The following is a 14,848-nucleotide window of genomic DNA, read 5'->3' as shown; positions in this document are numbered from 1 at the left end:
TGCGCGCGCGGTAACGGTAGTGTCAACACAGGGTAATCGCTGAGGCCCTATAATTCCGCTTCCGCCAAAAAGGAAAGACCGCTTCGTGCCGCCTTCATCCTCCGAGCCTGTTCTCGAGCTTCGCAACGTCGACTTCGGTTACGACGAACGCCGTCTCGTTCTTTCGAACCTGAACATGCGCTTCGAGCGCGGCCAGGTCGTGGCCGTCATGGGCGGCTCCGGCGGTGGCAAAACCACGGTCCTGCGTCTGATCGGCGGCCTCGAGCGCGCGCGGCGCGGCGAAGTCTTGTTCCAGGGCCGCGATGTCGGCAAGCAGACGCGCGAAGGTCTTTACGCGCTGCGCCGCAAAATGGGGATGCTGTTCCAATTCGGCGCGCTGTTCACCGACATGTCGGTGTTCGAGAACGTGGCTTTCGCCCTGCGCGAGCACACCGATTTGCCCGAGGCGCTCATCCGCGACCTCGTTCTCATGAAATTGAATGCCGTGGGCCTGCGCGGCGCGCGCGATCTCGCGCCGTCGCAGATCTCGGGCGGCATGGCGCGGCGCGTGGCGCTGGCTCGCGCGATCGCGCTCGATCCCGAATTGATGATGTACGACGAACCGTTCGCCGGCCTCGACCCGATCTCGATGGGGATCACGGCCAACCTGATCCGCACGCTGAACCGGGCGCTCGGCGCCACGTCGATTCTCGTCACGCACGACGTGCCCGAATCGTTCGCGATCGCCGATTACGTCTACTTCCTGGCGAACGGGACGGTTCTCGCGCATGGGACGCCCGCGCAGCTGCGCGAATCCCCGGATCCGACCGTGCGGCAGTTCATCGACGGCGCCCCGGACGGCCCGTTCCGCTTCCACTACCCGGCCGAGGCGACGCTTGCCGCGGATTTCGGCTTGGGGGGCCGGGCATGATCAGCGCGCTCGGAAGCTGGGTGATCGGCCGTATCGTCCGCACAGGCTATGCGGCACGGCTGTTCTTGCGCGTCGTCCTGGAAGGGCTGCGGCTCGTGCGCCGGCCGGGACTCGTCGCCAAACAGGTTTTCTTCGTCGGCAACTACTCGTTCATCATCATCGCGGTGTCGGGTTTGTTCGTCGGCTTCGTGCTCGGCCTGCAGGGCTATTACACGCTGAACCGGTACGGCTCCGAGCAGGCGCTGGGGCTGCTCGTGGCGCTCTCGCTCGTGCGCGAGCTGGGGCCCGTCGTGACCGCGCTGCTGTTCGCCGGCCGCGCCGGCACTTCGCTGACGGCCGAGATCGGCCTCATGAAAGCCGGCGAGCAATTGACGGCGCTCGAGATGATGGCGGTCGACCCGATCGCCACCGTGCTCGCGCCGCGCATGTGGGCCGGCATCATCTCCATGCCCATCCTCGCGGCGATCTTCAGCGCGGTAGGGGTGCTTGGGGGCTACATCGTCGGCGTGATGCTGATCGGCGTCGATTCGGGTGCGTTCTGGTCGCAGATGCAAGGCGGGGTCGACGTCTGGCGCGACGTCGGCAACGGCGTCATCAAGAGCATCGTGTTCGGTTTCGCGGTGACGTTCATCGCGCTGTTCCAAGGCTACGAAGCCAAGGCGACGCCCGAGGGCGTGTCGCTCGCGACGACGCGCACGGTCGTCTACGCGTCGCTCGCCGTGCTCGGGCTCGATTTCCTGCTGACCGCGCTCATGTTCAGCTGACGCGTCGGACACCGCTCGCCGCTTAAAGCCAATTTCTCTTTGTTGGAATGACGATGAAAAAGACTGTTCTCGACTTCTGGGTCGGCTTGTTCGTGCTGCTGGGCTTGATCGCCGTGCTGTTTTTGGCGCTCAAGGTCGGCAACATGAGCTCGCTGTCGTTCGAGGCGACCTATCCCGTCAAGCTCAAGTTCGACAATATCGGCGGCCTGAAGCCGCGCGCGCCGGTGAAGAGCGCGGGCGTCGTCGTGGGCCGCGTCGCGTCGATCGGCTTCGATACGAATACCTACCAGGCGGTCGTGACCATCGATATCGACAAGCAGTATCCGTTTCCGAAGGACACTTCGGCGAAGATCCTGACCTCGGGGCTGCTCGGCGAGCAATACATCGGGCTCGAGCCGGGCGGCGACACGGAGATGCTCAAGGCCGGCGATACGATTTCGATGACGCAATCGGCGATCGTGCTCGAAAACTTGATCTCTTCGTTCCTATACAACAAGGCCGCCGATGCCGGCGGTGCGAAAGCCGGGTCCGCGGCTGCGCCCGCGCCGAGCGTCCCGGCGGCCAGCTCGCCGGCGCCCGCAAGCGCCGGCAACTGATCGAATCACAGACAAATACACAAGTGTGAGTCAACGGAGAACAACAATGCGAACCACGCGCGCCAAGAATGCGGCGCTGGCTCTGGCCGCTGCAGCACTGGCCGGCTGCGCGTCCGTCCCGACGCCGACACCGGGCGATCCGCTCGAGGGCCTGAACCGGACGGTCTTCAAATTCAACGACACGGTCGACACCTATGCGCTCAAGCCCGTCGCGAAGGGCTATGTCTGGGCGGTGCCGCAGCCGGTCCGCACGAGCGTCACGAACTTCTTCTCGAACATCGGCGATGTCTACGTTGCCGCGAACGAGCTGCTCGAGCTGAAGATCGCCGACGGCGTGGGCGACATCATGCGTGTCGTCATCAACACGGTGTTCGGCGTTGGCGGCCTGTTCGACGTCGCGACGGCGGCCAAGCTGCCCAAGCATTCGGCCGACTTCGGCATCACGCTCGGCCACTACGGCGTTCCGTCGGGCCCGTACCTCGTGCTGCCGCTGATGGGGCCGAGCACCGTGCGCGATGCGGCCGGTCTCGTCGTCGACTACTACGGCAATCCGCTCAGCTACGTGCATCCCGCGAGCGTGAGCTGGGCGCTGTACGGCGTGAATCTCATCAACACGCGCGCGAACCTGCTCTCGACGGTCGACGTCCTCTCGGCCGCCGCGATCGACAAGTACTCGTTCATCCGCAATGCGTATCTGCAGCGCCGCCAGTTCCTGATCACGGGCGGCGACAGCGCAGAGAACGTCCCGAACTACGACGAATCGCTGCCGAAGTACGATGACGGCTCGGCGGAGCCTGCCGCGGCATCGGGTGCCGCGGCGGCTTCGGCGCCGGCGGCCTCCGCAGCGGCGCCGGCTTCCGCAGCGGCGCCGGCTACGCCGGCGAGCGGTCCGAACGGCGAACGGCAGACCGTTCCGGGGCAGCAATATGTGCCGCCGCCGCACAGCGGCCTGCCGGGAATCCGCTTGCTGCCGCACTGAGCGAGCCAACGCACCGAAGGTATTGCGATTGGGGCGGTAACGATTCGAAACGAATGTTGCCGCCCGATGTTGGACCGGCCTTGAACTTGCATGGCATGGTGGGCTCGAACTCCGGTTCCTCGAAATTTAAGGATCGACGATGAAAAAATTCCTCTGGTTTGCTTTGTTTTCCGCGCTGCTGTCGTTCAGCAGCGGCGGCTTCGCCCAAACGGTCGATACGAATTCGCCCGACGGTATGATCAAAACCGTGACGAACCAGGTGCTCGACGAGATCAAGAGCGATTCGAGCGTCAAGAGCGGCGACATCAACAAGATCACGGCGGTCGTGAATCAAAAGATCCTGCCGTACACCGATTTTCGCCGCACGACGCAATTGGCGATGGGCCGCGCATGGCGCCAGGCCAGCCCGCAGCAGCAAGAGCAGATGGTCGAGCAGTTCAAGATGCTGCTGATCCGCACGTACGCGGGTGCACTCGCGCAAGTGCGCGACCAAACCGTGCAGTTCCGGCCCTTCCGCGCGGATCCGGGGGCGACCGACGTCGTCGTGCGCTCGACGGTCATGAACAACGGCCAGCCGATCGAACTCGACTACCGCCTGTACAAGACGCCGCAAGGCTGGCGCGTCTACGACCTGAACGTCGCCGGCGCGTGGCTCATTCAGGCCTATCAGCAGCAATTCGCCGAGAAGATCAGTCAAGGCGGCGTCGACGGTCTGCTGCAGTTCCTGACGCAGCGCAACCAGCAGCTCGCCGCGGGCAAGCAGCCGTCATGAGCGTCGAGACGAGCCGTTTCGCCACGGGCGCGACGCTCACGCACGCGAGCGCCAAGAGCGCGCTCGCGGCCGGGTTGGCACGTATCGAAGCCGGCGCCGCCGCCGTCGATTGCGCGCAGCTGGCGCAATTCGACTCGTCGGCGCTCGCCGTGCTGCTCGCTTGGCGCCGTGCCGCCGAGGCACGGGGCAAGGCGCTCGACATCCTGAACGTGCCCGACGGCCTCGCGAGCCTCGCGCAGGTCTACGGCATCGATGCACTCTTCGCGGCGCGGCATTCGTCCGAGCCCGCGAACGCCGGCGCGCCGCTCTGAGCGCGGTGCCGTGCCGGTCTGCTCCCGCCGCGGCGGCCCAGCGGCGCACGGCGGGCGGAACCGCCCGTGCGCGGCCCGCGGAGCCCGATGGGCAATCCCGACTTAGCCTATAATCAACCGTTTTTCGGGCAGCCGATCGGCTCGGCGTCTCGCCGCCGGCCTGGCGTCAACCCAGAGCCCGCCGGTGCCCGAGGCCTGAAAATCGGGCACGAATCACGTCTAAACAAAAGGCGCGTCGCCGAAAAAGGCCGCGCACATCCATGTCAGCGATAGAAATCCGCAACGTCAAGAAGCGCTACAAGGCGCTGCAAGCGCTCAAGGGCGTCAGCTTGACGGTCGAGGAGGGCGAGTTTTTCGGCCTGCTCGGCCCGAACGGCGCGGGCAAGACGACGCTCATCAGTATTCTGGCTGGGCTTGCGCGCGCGGACGAAGGCAGCGTTCTGGTGCGGGGACACGATGTCGTCGCCGATTTCCGGGGAGCGCGGCGTGCGCTCGGCGTCGTCCCTCAAGAACTCGTGTTCGATCCGTTCTTCACGGTGCGCGAAACCCTGCGCATTCAATCGGGCTATTACGGGCTTCACCGCAACGACGATTGGATCGACGAAGTCATGGCCAATCTCGATCTGACCGAGAAGGCCGACGCGAACATGCGTGCGCTCTCGGGCGGCATGAAGCGGCGCGTGCTCGTCGCGCAGGCGCTCGTGCACCGCCCGCCCGTGATCGTGCTCGACGAGCCGACGGCCGGCGTGGATGTCGAGTTGCGCCAAACGCTGTGGAAGTTCATTTCGCGCCTGAACCGCGAAGGCCACACGATCGTGCTGACGACGCACTATTTGGAAGAAGCCGAATCGCTGTGCGATCGGATCGCCATGCTGCGCCGCGGCGAGATGGTGGCGCTCGATCGTACGAGCGCGCTGCTGCAGCGTTTCGCCGGGATGCAACTGTTCCTGCGCTTGGCCGACGGCATGCTTCCCACGGAACTGCGCGCACTCGAAATCGAGCCGGCGGAGCCCGGTTCCCGGCAGCATCTGCTGCGCTTGGCCAGCTACGACGACGTCGAGCGCATCCTCGCTCAATGCCGGGCCGCGGGTTGCGCGTTCGAGGAAATCGACGTGCGCAAGGCCGACCTCGAGGACGTTTTCGTGCAATTGATGAACACGCCGGAGCTCGTCGAGGGATTAGCATGAGCGGCTTCCGCACCCTGTTCTACAAAGAAATCCTGCGCTTTTGGAAGGTGTCGTTCCAAACGGTGCTCGCGCCCGTCATCACGGCGCTGCTCTATCTGACGATCTTCGGGCACGCGTTGCGCGGGCATGTCGAAGTCTATCCGGGCGTGGAGTACACGAGCTTCCTGATCCCCGGGCTCGTGATGATGAGCGTGCTGCAAAACTCGTTTGCGAACAGTTCGTCGTCGCTGATCCAATCGAAAATCACGGGCAACCTCGTGTTCGTGCTGCTGCCGCCGCTCACGTACTGGGAGATGTACGGCGCCTACGTGCTCGCGTCGGTCGTGCGCGGGCTCGCCGTCGGTTTCGGCGTGTTCATCGTGACGATCTGGTTCATCCCCGTGAAGTTCGCGGCGCCGCTTTTCATCATCGCCTTCGCCGTTCTGGGCTCGGCGATCCTCGGCACACTCGGGCTCATCGCCGGCATTTGGGCCGAAAAGTTCGACCAGCTCGCGGCGTTTCAGAACTTCTTGATCATGCCGCTCACGTTTCTCTCGGGCGTGTTCTATTCGACGCATACGCTGCCTCCGATCTGGCGCCAAGTGTCGCGGCTGAACCCGTTTTTTTACATGATCGACGGCTTTCGCTACGGTTTTTTCGGCTTGTCCGACATCGACCCGCTCGCGAGCTTGGCCGTCGTCGGCGGATTTTTCGCGCTGATCGCCGTGATCGCGATGCGTCTGCTCGCGTCGGGCTACAAGCTGCGCTATTGAATCGAATCGGAAAGGAGCGTCCCCCATGTTGCCGACCCCCGAACAGGTCAAGCAATACATCGAAGCAGGTCTCGCCTGCCGGCATCTCGAAGTCGAAGGCGACGGCCAGCACTTTTTCGCGACGATCGTCTCCGATGCCTTCGACGGCAAGCGTTTGATCCAGCGGCACCAGCTCGTCTATGCGGCGCTCGGTGACCGCATGCGGCAGGAAATCCACGCGCTGAGCATGAAGACGCTCACGCCGGCGGAATGGCAGAACGGGCAAAACGGATAATTAGAGATTCTGAGCGTGCGCATTACACAAGATTCACGCGACGCCGGCAGCGGCGCCGCCACGGAGGCCCGAACGGGGCAAATCAGCATGGACAAGCTCGTGATCGAAGGCGGCCGGCCGCTCGCCGGCGAAGTCCGCATCTCGGGTGCGAAGAACGCGGCGCTGCCGATCCTTTGCGCCAGCCTGTTGACGGCCGATCCGATTCATCTGGAGAACGTGCCCGATCTGCAGGACGTGCGCACGACGCTCAAGCTGCTCGCGCAGATGGGCGTGAAGGAAACGCGCACCGCGTCGGGACTGGCGCTCGATGCCGGCGCCGTCGACAACCCGGTCGCGCCGTACGACCTCGTCAAGACGATGCGTGCGTCGATTCTCGTGCTGGGCCCGCTCGTCGCGCGCTTCGGGCATGCGAAGGTGTCGCTGCCCGGCGGCTGCGCGATCGGCGCGCGTCCGGTCGATCAGCACATCAAGGGCTTGCAGGCGATGGGCGCCGAGATCAGCATCGAGCACGGCTATATCGAAGCGCGTGCGACGCGCCTTAAGGGCGCGCGCATCATGACGGACATGATCACCGTCACCGGCACCGAGAATTTGCTGATGGCGGCCGTGCTGGCCGACGGCGAGACGGTGCTCGAAAACGCGGCGCGCGAGCCCGAAGTGGGCGATCTCGCACAGTTGCTCGTGAGCATGGGCGCGAAGATCGACGGCATCGGCACCGACCGTCTCGTGATTCAAGGCGTCGAGAAGCTGCATGGCGCGCGCCATACGGTGATCCCCGATCGCATCGAAGCGGGCACGTTCTTGTGCGCGGCGGCAGCGACGGGCGGCGATGTCACGCTGCGCCATGTGCGGCCGATTACGCTCGAGTCGGTCACGATGAAACTGCGCGAGGCCGGCGTGACGATCGAAGAGGGCGACGATTGGATTCGCGTGCGGATGGCGCAGCGTCCCAAGGCCGTCTCGTTCCGCACGTCCGAATATCCGGCGTTTCCGACCGACATGCAGGCTCAGTTCATGGCACTGAACGCAATCGCGGACGGCACCTCGCAAGTCGTCGAGACGATCTTCGAGAACCGCTTCATGCACGTGCAGGAGCTCAACCGGCTCGGCGCGAACATCACGATCGACGGCAACACGGCCCTCGTGACGGGCGTGCCGCGCTTGTCGGGCGCCACGGTGATGGCCACCGATCTGCGCGCGTCGGCGAGCCTCGTCATCGCCGGGCTCACGGCCGAGGGCGAAACGCTCGTCGACCGCATCTATCACCTCGATCGCGGCTACGACCGCATGGAAGAAAAGCTGACGGCAATTGGCGCCCGCGTGCGCCGCGTGTCGGACCGGCAATCTGCCGCATCGGAGAACCACGCATGAGTACGCTCGACACGACGCCCTTGACGCTCGCGCTCTCGAAGGGCCGCATCTTCGAAGAAACGATGCCGCTGCTGGCGGCCGCCGGGGTCCACGTTTCCGAAGATCCGGAAACGTCCCGCAAGCTAATTCTGCCGACGAGCGCGCCGAACCTGCGCGTCATCATCGTGCGCGCGACTGACGTGCCCACTTATGTCGAGTACGGCGCGGCCGACTTCGGCGTGGCCGGCAAGGACGTGCTGCTCGAGCACGGCGGCTCGGGCCTGTATCAGCCGATCGATCTGGACATCGCGCGCTGCCGGATGTCGGTGGCGGTGGAGGCGGGCTTCGATTACGCCAACGCGGTGCGCCAAGGCGCACGGCTGCGGGTCGCGACGAAATACGTGCAGACCGCGCGCGAGCATTTCGCGGCCAAGGGCGTGCACGTCGACTTGATCAAGCTGTACGGCTCGATGGAGCTCGCGCCGCTCGTGGGCTTGGCCGACGCCATCGTCGACCTGGTCAGCTCGGGCGGCACGTTGCGCGCGAACAATCTGGTCGAGGTCGAGGAAATCATGCAGATCTCCTCGCGCCTCGTGGTGAACCAGGCGGCGCTGAAATTGAAGCGCGCGGCGCTCAAGCCGCTGCTCGATGCATTCGAGCAAGCGTCGCGGCGCACGACTGCGGGAAGCGCCTGACGCGGGCCGGTCCCGCCGCGCGTGCCCACGTGTCGTTGCCCGGCGCGCGCATTACCGAAACGGATACCAGCATGTCACTCACGATTCGCAAACTCGATTCGCGCGGCGACGATTTCGCCGCAAAGCTCGCCGCCGTGCTCGCCTTCGAGGCGAGCGAAGACGAGGCGATCGACCGCTCGGTCGCGCAGATTCTGGCCGATGTGAAAACGCGCGGCGACGCCGCCGTGCTCGAATACACGAACCGCTTCGATCGGCTCTCGGCCGAGAGCGTCGCATCGCTCGAACTGCCGGCGAGCGAACTCGAAGCCGCGCTGGAAGGCCTCGAGCCGAAGCGCCGCGCGGCGCTCGAAGCAGCCGCGGCGCGCGTGCGCGCCTACCACGAGAAGCAGAAGATCGAATGCGGCAGCCATAGCTGGCAGTACACGGAATCCGACGGCACCGTGCTCGGCCAGAAGGTCACCCCGCTCGACCGCGCCGGCATCTACGTCCCGGGCGGCAAGGCCGCCTATCCGTCGTCGGTGCTGATGAACGCCATTCCGGCTCGCGTGGCCGGCGTGCGCGAGATCGTGATGGTCGTGCCGACGCCCGACGGCGTGCGTAATCCGCTCGTGCTGGCGGCGGCGCTGCTCGGCGGCGTCGACCGCGTGTTCACGATCGGCGGCGCGCAGGCGGTCGGCGCGCTCGCGTACGGCACGCAGACGCTGCCGGCCGTGGACAAGATCTGCGGCCCCGGCAACGCCTACGTGGCGGCGGCCAAGCGGCGCGTGTTCGGCACGGTCGGCATCGACATGATCGCCGGCCCGTCGGAGATACTCGTGCTTTGCGACGGCACGACGGACCCGCGCTGGGTCGCGATGGATCTGTTCTCGCAGGCCGAGCACGACGAACTGGCCCAGTCGATCCTGCTGTGCCCCGACCAAGCGTTCATCTCCCGCGTGGAAGACGCGATCAAAGACCTGCTGCCGACGATGCCGCGCCGCGATGTCATCGAGCGCTCGCTCGTCGATCGCGGGGCGCTGATCAAGGTCCGCGACATGGCTGAAGCCTGCGCGATCGCCAATCAGATCGCGCCCGAACACTTGGAGATTTCCGCGCTCGATCCGCATCAGTGGGCGAAGGAGATTCGCCATGCCGGTGCCATCTTCCTGGGCCGCTACACGAGCGAGAGCCTCGGCGATTACTGCGCCGGGCCGAACCACGTCTTGCCGACATCGCGCACGGCGCGCTTCTCGTCGCCGCTCGGCGTGTACGATTTCTTCAAGCGTTCCAGCGTGATCGAAGTGAGCGCGGAAGGCGCGCAGACGCTCGGCGAGATCGCGGCCGAACTCGCTTACGGCGAAGGGCTGCCCGCGCACGCGCGCAGTGCCGAATATCGGATGAAGCAGGGTAACTGAGGCTTGGCGATGACGAAACCCGCAGACATCATTCGTCCCGACGTGCTGTCGATGACGACCTACGCCGTCCCCGACGCGACGGGCTTCGTGAAGCTCGACGCGATGGAGAACCCGTACACGCTGCCCGAGCCGCTCGCTGCCCGGCTGGGCGAGGTGCTGGCCGGCGTCGCGCTCAACCGCTACCCGCTGCCGCGGCCGGCCGCGCTCGGCGACAAGCTGAAGGCGGTCATGGGCGCGCCGAGCGGGGCCGACGTGTTGCTCGGCAACGGCTCGGACGAGCTCATCAGCATGATCGCCGTCGCCTGCGCGAAGCCGGGCGCCAAGCTGCTCGCGCCGACGCCGGGCTTCGTCATGTACCAGATGTCGGCAAAATTCGCCCAGCTCGAGTTCGTCGGCGTCCCGCATCGCGCCGATCTGACGCTCGACGTCGAGGCGATGCTCGCCGCGATCGCCGAGCACAAGCCGGCCATCGTCTACCTGCCTTACCCGAACAATCCCACGGGGACGCTGTACTCGGATGCCGACATCGAGCGCGTCGTCGCTGCCGCGACGGGAAGTCTCGTCGTCATCGACGAGGCCTATCAGCCGTTCGCCCAGAAGAGCTGGATCGGCCGCGTGCTCGACTACGACAACGTCGTCGTCATGCGTACGGTGTCGAAGCTGGGGCTGGCCGGGATCCGGCTCGGCTACCTCGTCGGCGCGCGAGCCTGGCTCGACGAGTTCGATAAAGTGCGCCCACCGTACAACGTGAACGTGCTGACGCAGGCGGCGGCCGAATTCATCCTCGACCACGTCGACGTGCTCGAGGCGCAAGCCGCCGAGTTGCGCGCCGAGCGGGCGAAATTGGCGCAAGCGGTAGGGGCGTTGCCGGGTGCGACGGTGTTCCCGAGCGCGGCCAACTTCCTGCTCGTGCGCGTGCCCGATGCCGATGCCGCGTTCCGCGCGCTGCTAAATGCCAAGGTTTTGGTCAAAAACGTGGGTAAAATGCACCCATTGCTGTCTAATTGCTTGCGTTTGACTGTCGGCGCGCCCGGCGAAAACGCACAAATGCTGGCGGTGCTCCAGCAGGCGCTGAATTAAAAGTCATTTTGAGGAATTCCATGCGTGTAGCGGAAGTGTTTCGCGATACCAGCGAGACGAAGATCCGTGTGAAGATCGATCTCGACGGCACCGGCCGGCAAAAGCTGGCGACGGGCGTGCCGTTTCTCGACCACATGCTCGATCAGATTGCCCGTCACGGGCTGATCGACCTCGACATCGAGGCGCATGGCGATTTGCACATCGACGATCACCATACCGTCGAGGATACGGGCATCACGCTCGGGATGGCGGTCGCGAAGGCGATCGGCGACAAAAAAGGCATTCGCCGCTACGGCCATGCCTATGTGCCGCTCGACGAAGCGCTCTCGCGCGTCGTCATCGATTTTTCGGGCCGTCCGGGGCTCGAGTTCCACGTCCCGTTCACGCGGGCACGGATCGGCACGTTCGACGTCGATTTGTCGATCGAGTTTTTCCGCGGCTTCGTCAATCACGCGGGCGTGACGCTGCACATCGATAATTTGCGCGGCATCAACGCGCACCATCAGATGGAAACGGTGTTCAAGGCGTTCGGCCGCGCGCTGCGCATGGCCGTCGAGCTCGACGAGCGTGCGGCGGGGCAGATTCCGTCGACGAAGGGAAGTCTCTAAGCCCCTAGAACGGACCGGCGCGCCCACGGTGGGTGCCGGCTTGCGATGGATCTTCTCAAATCGTTCATTTCACTGCTGGCGCTGATCAATCCCGTCGGCGCGGTGCCGTTCTTCCTGAGTCTCACGTCGGAGCATTCCGACGCGGAGCGGCGGCGCACGATCCGGATCGCCTCGATTTCGGTGTTTTGCGTGATCGCGATCACGACGCTGTTCGGCCAGCAGATCATCAGCTTTTTTGGGATTTCGGTCGGTTCGCTCGAGGTCGGCGGCGGCATCATCATGCTGCTGATGGCCGTGAACATGCTGAACGCGCAGGTTGGCAACACGCGCTCGACGGCAGAGGAGCGCGACGAGGCCGAATCGAAGAACAGCATCGCGGTCGTGCCGCTCGCGATTCCGCTGCTGACGGGCCCCGGCACGATCAGCACGGTGATCGTCTATTCGGCGAGCGCGCCGCACTGGTTCGACCGGATCTGGCTCGTCGTGATCGGCGCGGCGATCGCGGTCATCTGTTTCGGCGCGCTCAGGCTGGCCGATCCGATCGCCCGCTGGGTGGGCCAGACGGGGATCAACATCGGCACGCGGCTCATGGGTTTGATGTTGTCGGCGCTGGCGGTGGAGTTCATCGTCGACGGATTGAAGGCGTTGCTGCCTAACTTGCGCTGAAAAGCGCTGCTTGAGATGAAAAAGATTGCGATTGTGGATTACGGGATGGGCAACCTGCGCTCGGTGTATCAAGCGCTGAAGAAGGCCGCACCCGAAGTGGACGTGGCGATCGTCGATCGTCCCGAAGGGATTCGCGAGGCCGAGCGCGTCGTGCTGCCGGGGCAGGGGGCGATGCCCGACTGCATGCGCTGCCTCGGCGAATCGGGCTTGCAGGAAGCGGTGCTCGAAGCGTCGCGCGCGAAGCCTTTGATGGGCGTGTGCGTCGGCGAGCAGATGCTGTTCGACTGGAGCGAAGAGGGTTCGACGCCGGGTCTCGGCCTGCTGCCGGGCAAGGTCTTGCGCTTCGAGCTCGAAGGCAAGCTCCAGGACGACGGCTCGCGCTTCAAGGTGCCGCAGATGGGCTGGAACCGCGTGCGGCAAACGCGCGCCCACCCGCTGTGGTCCGGCGTGCCGGACGGCGCGTTCTTCTACTTCGTCCACAGCTACTATGTCGCGCCTGAAAACCGTGAACACACGGCCGGCGAGACCGACTACGGCACGACGTTTACATCGGCCGTGGCACGCGAGAATATCTTCGCAACCCAGTTTCACCCGGAAAAGAGCGCTGACACCGGGCTGCGCGTGTACCGCAATTTCGTCGATTGGAACCCCTGAACGAGATGCGGGCCGCCTGCGCATCGGTCCTATCCGGACGGTAAGCGGGCGGAGCACTGTAAGACTTGTACTAAACTAAGCGACACGGCTATTCGGCGTCGGGTGCCATGGTGTGCCCGGAGCCGGCGGCTACCGACTTTCAACCTCCCAGATTTCACGCGATTGCTATGCTGCTGATTCCCGCCATCGACCTCAAGGACGGTCAGTGTGTGCGCCTTAAACAAGGCGATATGGACCAGGCGACGATATTTTCCGAGGATCCCGCGGCAATGGCCCGCCATTGGGTCGATCGGGGCGCACGACGGCTGCATCTCGTCGACCTGAACGGCGCGTTTGCGGGCAAGCCGAAGAACGAAGAGGCGATCCGCGCCATCATCGACGAAGTCGGGCGCGAGATCCCGGTCCAGCTCGGCGGCGGTATCCGCGATCTGGAGACGATCGAGCGTTATCTGGACGACGGCCTGTCCTACGTCATCATCGGCACGGCCGCGGTGAAGAACCCGGGCTTCCTGCAGGATGCCTGCACCGCGTTCGGCGGCCATATCATCGTCGGCCTCGATGCCAAGGACGGCAAGGTCGCAACCGACGGCTGGAGCAAGCTTACGGGCCATGAAGTCGTCGACCTGGCGCAAAAGTTCGAGGACTACGGCTGCGAGTCGATCATCTATACGGACATCGGCCGCGACGGGATGCTGCAGGGCGTCAATATCGAGGCGACGGTGCGGCTTGCCCGTGCCGTGAAGATTCCCGTGATCGCGAGCGGCGGGCTGTCGAATCTGGCCGACATCGAGGCGCTTTGCGAAGTCGAGAACGACGGCGTCGAGGGCGTCATTTGCGGGCGCGCGATCTATTCGGGCGATCTCGATTTCACCGCGGCGCAAACGCGGGCGGACGCGCTGCGCGAATCGGACGACGCCTGAAAGCCGCGGCGCGCCCGTGCCGCGGCGCACGGGCGGCCCGGTCCGTCGGCAAGGGACGGCGCGGCCATGCGGCCACGGCGTCTCCTCCGTCACGACATTACGCCGTCTGCTTTGCGGCAGGCGGCCCATTTAGCGGCATTTGCACCACCATGGCTCTAGCTAAACGCATCATCCCCTGCCTGGACGTGACCGCCGGCCGCGTCGTCAAAGGCGTCAATTTCGTGGAGCTGCGCGATGCCGGCGATCCCGTCGAAATCGCGCGCCGCTACGACGAGCAAGGCGCCGACGAGCTGACGTTCCTCGACATCACGGCCACGTCCGATCAACGCGACCTGATCCTGCCGATCATCGAGGCGGTGGCGGCGCAAGTGTTCATCCCGCTGACGGTGGGCGGCGGCGTGCGCGCGGTCGAAGACGTGCGGCGGCTGCTGAACGCGGGCGCGGACAAGATCAGCATGAACTCGTCCGCCGTCGCGCGGCCGGAGCTCGTGCGCGAGGCCGCGCAGAAATACGGCTCGCAGTGCATCGTCGTCGCGATCGATGCCAAGCGCGTCTCGGGCGAAGGCGAGCCGGCGCGCTGGGAGGTCTTCACGCACGGCGGCCGCAAGGCGACGGGGCTCGATGCCGTGGCCTGGGCCAAGCAGATGGCCGAATACGGCGCCGGCGAAATTCTGCTGACCAGCATGGATCGCGACGGCACGAAAAGCGGGTTCGATCTCGCGCTCACGCGCGCCGTGTCGGACGCCGTGCCCGTGCCCGTGATCGCGTCGGGCGGTGTCGGGTCGCTGAAGGATCTGGCCGACGGCATCCTCGACGGCCATGCCGATGCCGTGCTGGCCGCGAGCATCTTCCACTACGGCGAACATACGGTCGGCGAAGCGAAGCGCTTCATGGCCGATCGTGGTATCTCAGTGAGGCAGTGATGAAACGACCCCC

At 65.2% G+C, this 14,848-nt stretch carries 18 protein-coding genes; all 18 read left to right on the top strand.

Annotation, left to right across the window (positions count from 1 at the left end):
* Window positions 1-85: 85 nt before the first annotated feature.
* The 18 genes from DWV00_RS28555 to hisF all read left to right on the top strand — a co-directional run bounded on the left by DWV00_RS28555 (window position 86) and on the right by hisF (window position 14,835).
* Window positions 86-910 (top strand): ABC transporter ATP-binding protein, encoded by an 825-nt coding sequence (locus DWV00_RS28555; RefSeq protein ID WP_115536983.1) that lies wholly within the window; start codon window positions 86-88, stop codon window positions 908-910.
* Window positions 907-1,674, top strand: a complete 768-nt coding sequence (gene mlaE / locus DWV00_RS28550; RefSeq protein WP_115536982.1) for a lipid asymmetry maintenance ABC transporter permease subunit MlaE — start codon at window positions 907-909, stop codon at window positions 1,672-1,674. The genes DWV00_RS28555 and mlaE overlap by 4 nt, the downstream gene beginning before the upstream one ends.
* A gap of 47 nt (window positions 1,675-1,721) precedes the next feature.
* On the top strand, window positions 1,722-2,270 hold the full coding sequence (gene mlaD / locus DWV00_RS28545; RefSeq protein ID WP_115536981.1) for an outer membrane lipid asymmetry maintenance protein MlaD: 549 nt from the start codon (window positions 1,722-1,724) through the stop codon (window positions 2,268-2,270).
* A 46-nt stretch (window positions 2,271-2,316) separates the two neighbouring features.
* The gene (locus DWV00_RS28540) at window positions 2,317-3,249 is read left to right on the top strand and encodes an MlaA family lipoprotein (protein WP_115536980.1); all 933 of its coding nucleotides are present in this window, start codon (window positions 2,317-2,319) and stop codon (window positions 3,247-3,249) included.
* A gap of 139 nt (window positions 3,250-3,388) precedes the next feature.
* A complete protein-coding gene (locus tag DWV00_RS28535; RefSeq protein ID WP_115536979.1) occupies window positions 3,389-4,021 on the top strand; it encodes an MlaC/ttg2D family ABC transporter substrate-binding protein in 633 nt (210 codons plus the stop codon).
* Complete coding sequence (locus tag DWV00_RS28530; RefSeq protein ID WP_115536978.1) at window positions 4,018-4,332, top strand: STAS domain-containing protein; 315 nt, start codon at window positions 4,018-4,020, stop codon at window positions 4,330-4,332. Before DWV00_RS28535 ends, DWV00_RS28530 begins: the two co-directional genes overlap by 4 nt.
* 260 nt (window positions 4,333-4,592) lie before the next feature.
* Window positions 4,593-5,519, top strand: a complete 927-nt coding sequence (locus DWV00_RS28525; protein WP_115536977.1) for an ABC transporter ATP-binding protein — start codon at window positions 4,593-4,595, stop codon at window positions 5,517-5,519.
* Window positions 5,516-6,271, top strand: a complete 756-nt coding sequence (locus DWV00_RS28520; RefSeq protein WP_115536976.1) for an ABC transporter permease — start codon at window positions 5,516-5,518, stop codon at window positions 6,269-6,271. The genes DWV00_RS28525 and DWV00_RS28520 overlap by 4 nt, the downstream gene beginning before the upstream one ends.
* Before the next feature lie 25 nt (window positions 6,272-6,296).
* Complete coding sequence (locus tag DWV00_RS28515) at window positions 6,297-6,545, top strand: BolA family protein (RefSeq protein ID WP_115536975.1); 249 nt, start codon at window positions 6,297-6,299, stop codon at window positions 6,543-6,545.
* Between the two features lie 87 nt (window positions 6,546-6,632).
* A complete protein-coding gene (gene murA, locus DWV00_RS28510) occupies window positions 6,633-7,916 on the top strand; it encodes a UDP-N-acetylglucosamine 1-carboxyvinyltransferase (RefSeq protein ID WP_115537040.1) in 1,284 nt (427 codons plus the stop codon).
* Window positions 7,913-8,590, top strand: a complete 678-nt coding sequence (hisG, locus tag DWV00_RS28505) for an ATP phosphoribosyltransferase (RefSeq protein ID WP_115536974.1) — start codon at window positions 7,913-7,915, stop codon at window positions 8,588-8,590. The genes murA and hisG overlap by 4 nt, the downstream gene beginning before the upstream one ends.
* 71 nt (window positions 8,591-8,661) lie before the next feature.
* On the top strand, window positions 8,662-9,984 hold the full coding sequence (gene hisD / locus DWV00_RS28500; protein ID WP_115536973.1) for a histidinol dehydrogenase: 1,323 nt from the start codon (window positions 8,662-8,664) through the stop codon (window positions 9,982-9,984).
* Between the two features lie 9 nt (window positions 9,985-9,993).
* Complete coding sequence (hisC, locus tag DWV00_RS28495; protein ID WP_115536972.1) at window positions 9,994-11,064, top strand: histidinol-phosphate transaminase; 1,071 nt, start codon at window positions 9,994-9,996, stop codon at window positions 11,062-11,064.
* 20 nt (window positions 11,065-11,084) lie between these two features.
* Window positions 11,085-11,672, top strand: coding sequence for an imidazoleglycerol-phosphate dehydratase HisB (hisB, locus tag DWV00_RS28490; RefSeq protein ID WP_115536971.1), 588 nt, complete (start codon window positions 11,085-11,087; stop codon window positions 11,670-11,672).
* 45 nt (window positions 11,673-11,717) lie between these two features.
* Window positions 11,718-12,338 carry a MarC family protein gene (locus DWV00_RS28485; RefSeq protein WP_115536970.1) on the top strand — a complete coding sequence of 207 codons (621 nt, stop codon included), beginning with the start codon at window positions 11,718-11,720 and terminating at the stop codon, window positions 12,336-12,338.
* 15 nt (window positions 12,339-12,353) lie between these two features.
* Window positions 12,354-12,992 carry an imidazole glycerol phosphate synthase subunit HisH gene (gene hisH / locus DWV00_RS28480; RefSeq protein WP_115536969.1) on the top strand — a complete coding sequence of 213 codons (639 nt, stop codon included), beginning with the start codon at window positions 12,354-12,356 and terminating at the stop codon, window positions 12,990-12,992.
* 167 nt (window positions 12,993-13,159) lie between these two features.
* Window positions 13,160-13,912 carry a 1-(5-phosphoribosyl)-5-[(5-phosphoribosylamino)methylideneamino]imidazole-4-carboxamide isomerase gene (gene hisA / locus DWV00_RS28475; RefSeq protein WP_115536968.1) on the top strand — a complete coding sequence of 251 codons (753 nt, stop codon included), beginning with the start codon at window positions 13,160-13,162 and terminating at the stop codon, window positions 13,910-13,912.
* Window positions 13,913-14,061: 149 nt separating this feature from the next.
* A complete protein-coding gene (gene hisF / locus DWV00_RS28470) occupies window positions 14,062-14,835 on the top strand; it encodes an imidazole glycerol phosphate synthase subunit HisF (RefSeq protein WP_115536967.1) in 774 nt (257 codons plus the stop codon).
* Window positions 14,836-14,848: the final 13 nt, after the last annotated feature.

It is taken from the genome of Trinickia dinghuensis (genome assembly GCF_003367175.1).
Taxonomy (GTDB): Bacteria; Pseudomonadota; Gammaproteobacteria; order Burkholderiales; family Burkholderiaceae; genus Trinickia; species Trinickia dinghuensis.
This window is presented reverse-complemented; position numbering and strand designations above follow the sequence as displayed.

Bases quoted from the DNA above. Each gene is read 5' to 3' on its own strand.
- DWV00_RS28535 (WP_115536979.1), top strand. From the start codon at position 3,389: ATGAAAAAATTCCTCTGGTTTGCTTTGTTTTCCGCGCTGCTGTCGTTC.
- mlaD (WP_115536981.1), top strand. From the start codon at position 1,722: ATGACGATGAAAAAGACTGTTCTCGACTTCTGGGTCGGCTTGTTCGTG.
- hisA (WP_115536968.1), top strand. From the start codon at position 13,160: ATGCTGCTGATTCCCGCCATCGACCTCAAGGACGGTCAGTGTGTGCGC.
- hisC (WP_115536972.1), top strand. From the start codon at position 9,994: ATGACGAAACCCGCAGACATCATTCGTCCCGACGTGCTGTCGATGACG.
- DWV00_RS28515 (WP_115536975.1), top strand. From the start codon at position 6,297: ATGTTGCCGACCCCCGAACAGGTCAAGCAATACATCGAAGCAGGTCTC.
- hisB (WP_115536971.1), top strand. From the start codon at position 11,085: ATGCGTGTAGCGGAAGTGTTTCGCGATACCAGCGAGACGAAGATCCGT.
- DWV00_RS28520 (WP_115536976.1), top strand. From the start codon at position 5,516: ATGAGCGGCTTCCGCACCCTGTTCTACAAAGAAATCCTGCGCTTTTGG.
- hisH (WP_115536969.1), top strand. From the start codon at position 12,354: ATGAAAAAGATTGCGATTGTGGATTACGGGATGGGCAACCTGCGCTCG.
- DWV00_RS28540 (WP_115536980.1), top strand. From the start codon at position 2,317: ATGCGAACCACGCGCGCCAAGAATGCGGCGCTGGCTCTGGCCGCTGCA.
- mlaE (WP_115536982.1), top strand. From the start codon at position 907: ATGATCAGCGCGCTCGGAAGCTGGGTGATCGGCCGTATCGTCCGCACA.
- hisD (WP_115536973.1), top strand. From the start codon at position 8,662: ATGTCACTCACGATTCGCAAACTCGATTCGCGCGGCGACGATTTCGCC.
- DWV00_RS28485 (WP_115536970.1), top strand. From the start codon at position 11,718: ATGGATCTTCTCAAATCGTTCATTTCACTGCTGGCGCTGATCAATCCC.
- murA (WP_115537040.1), top strand. From the start codon at position 6,633: ATGGACAAGCTCGTGATCGAAGGCGGCCGGCCGCTCGCCGGCGAAGTC.
- hisG (WP_115536974.1), top strand. From the start codon at position 7,913: ATGAGTACGCTCGACACGACGCCCTTGACGCTCGCGCTCTCGAAGGGC.
- DWV00_RS28530 (WP_115536978.1), top strand. From the start codon at position 4,018: ATGAGCGTCGAGACGAGCCGTTTCGCCACGGGCGCGACGCTCACGCAC.
- DWV00_RS28525 (WP_115536977.1), top strand. From the start codon at position 4,593: ATGTCAGCGATAGAAATCCGCAACGTCAAGAAGCGCTACAAGGCGCTG.
- hisF (WP_115536967.1), top strand. From the start codon at position 14,062: ATGGCTCTAGCTAAACGCATCATCCCCTGCCTGGACGTGACCGCCGGC.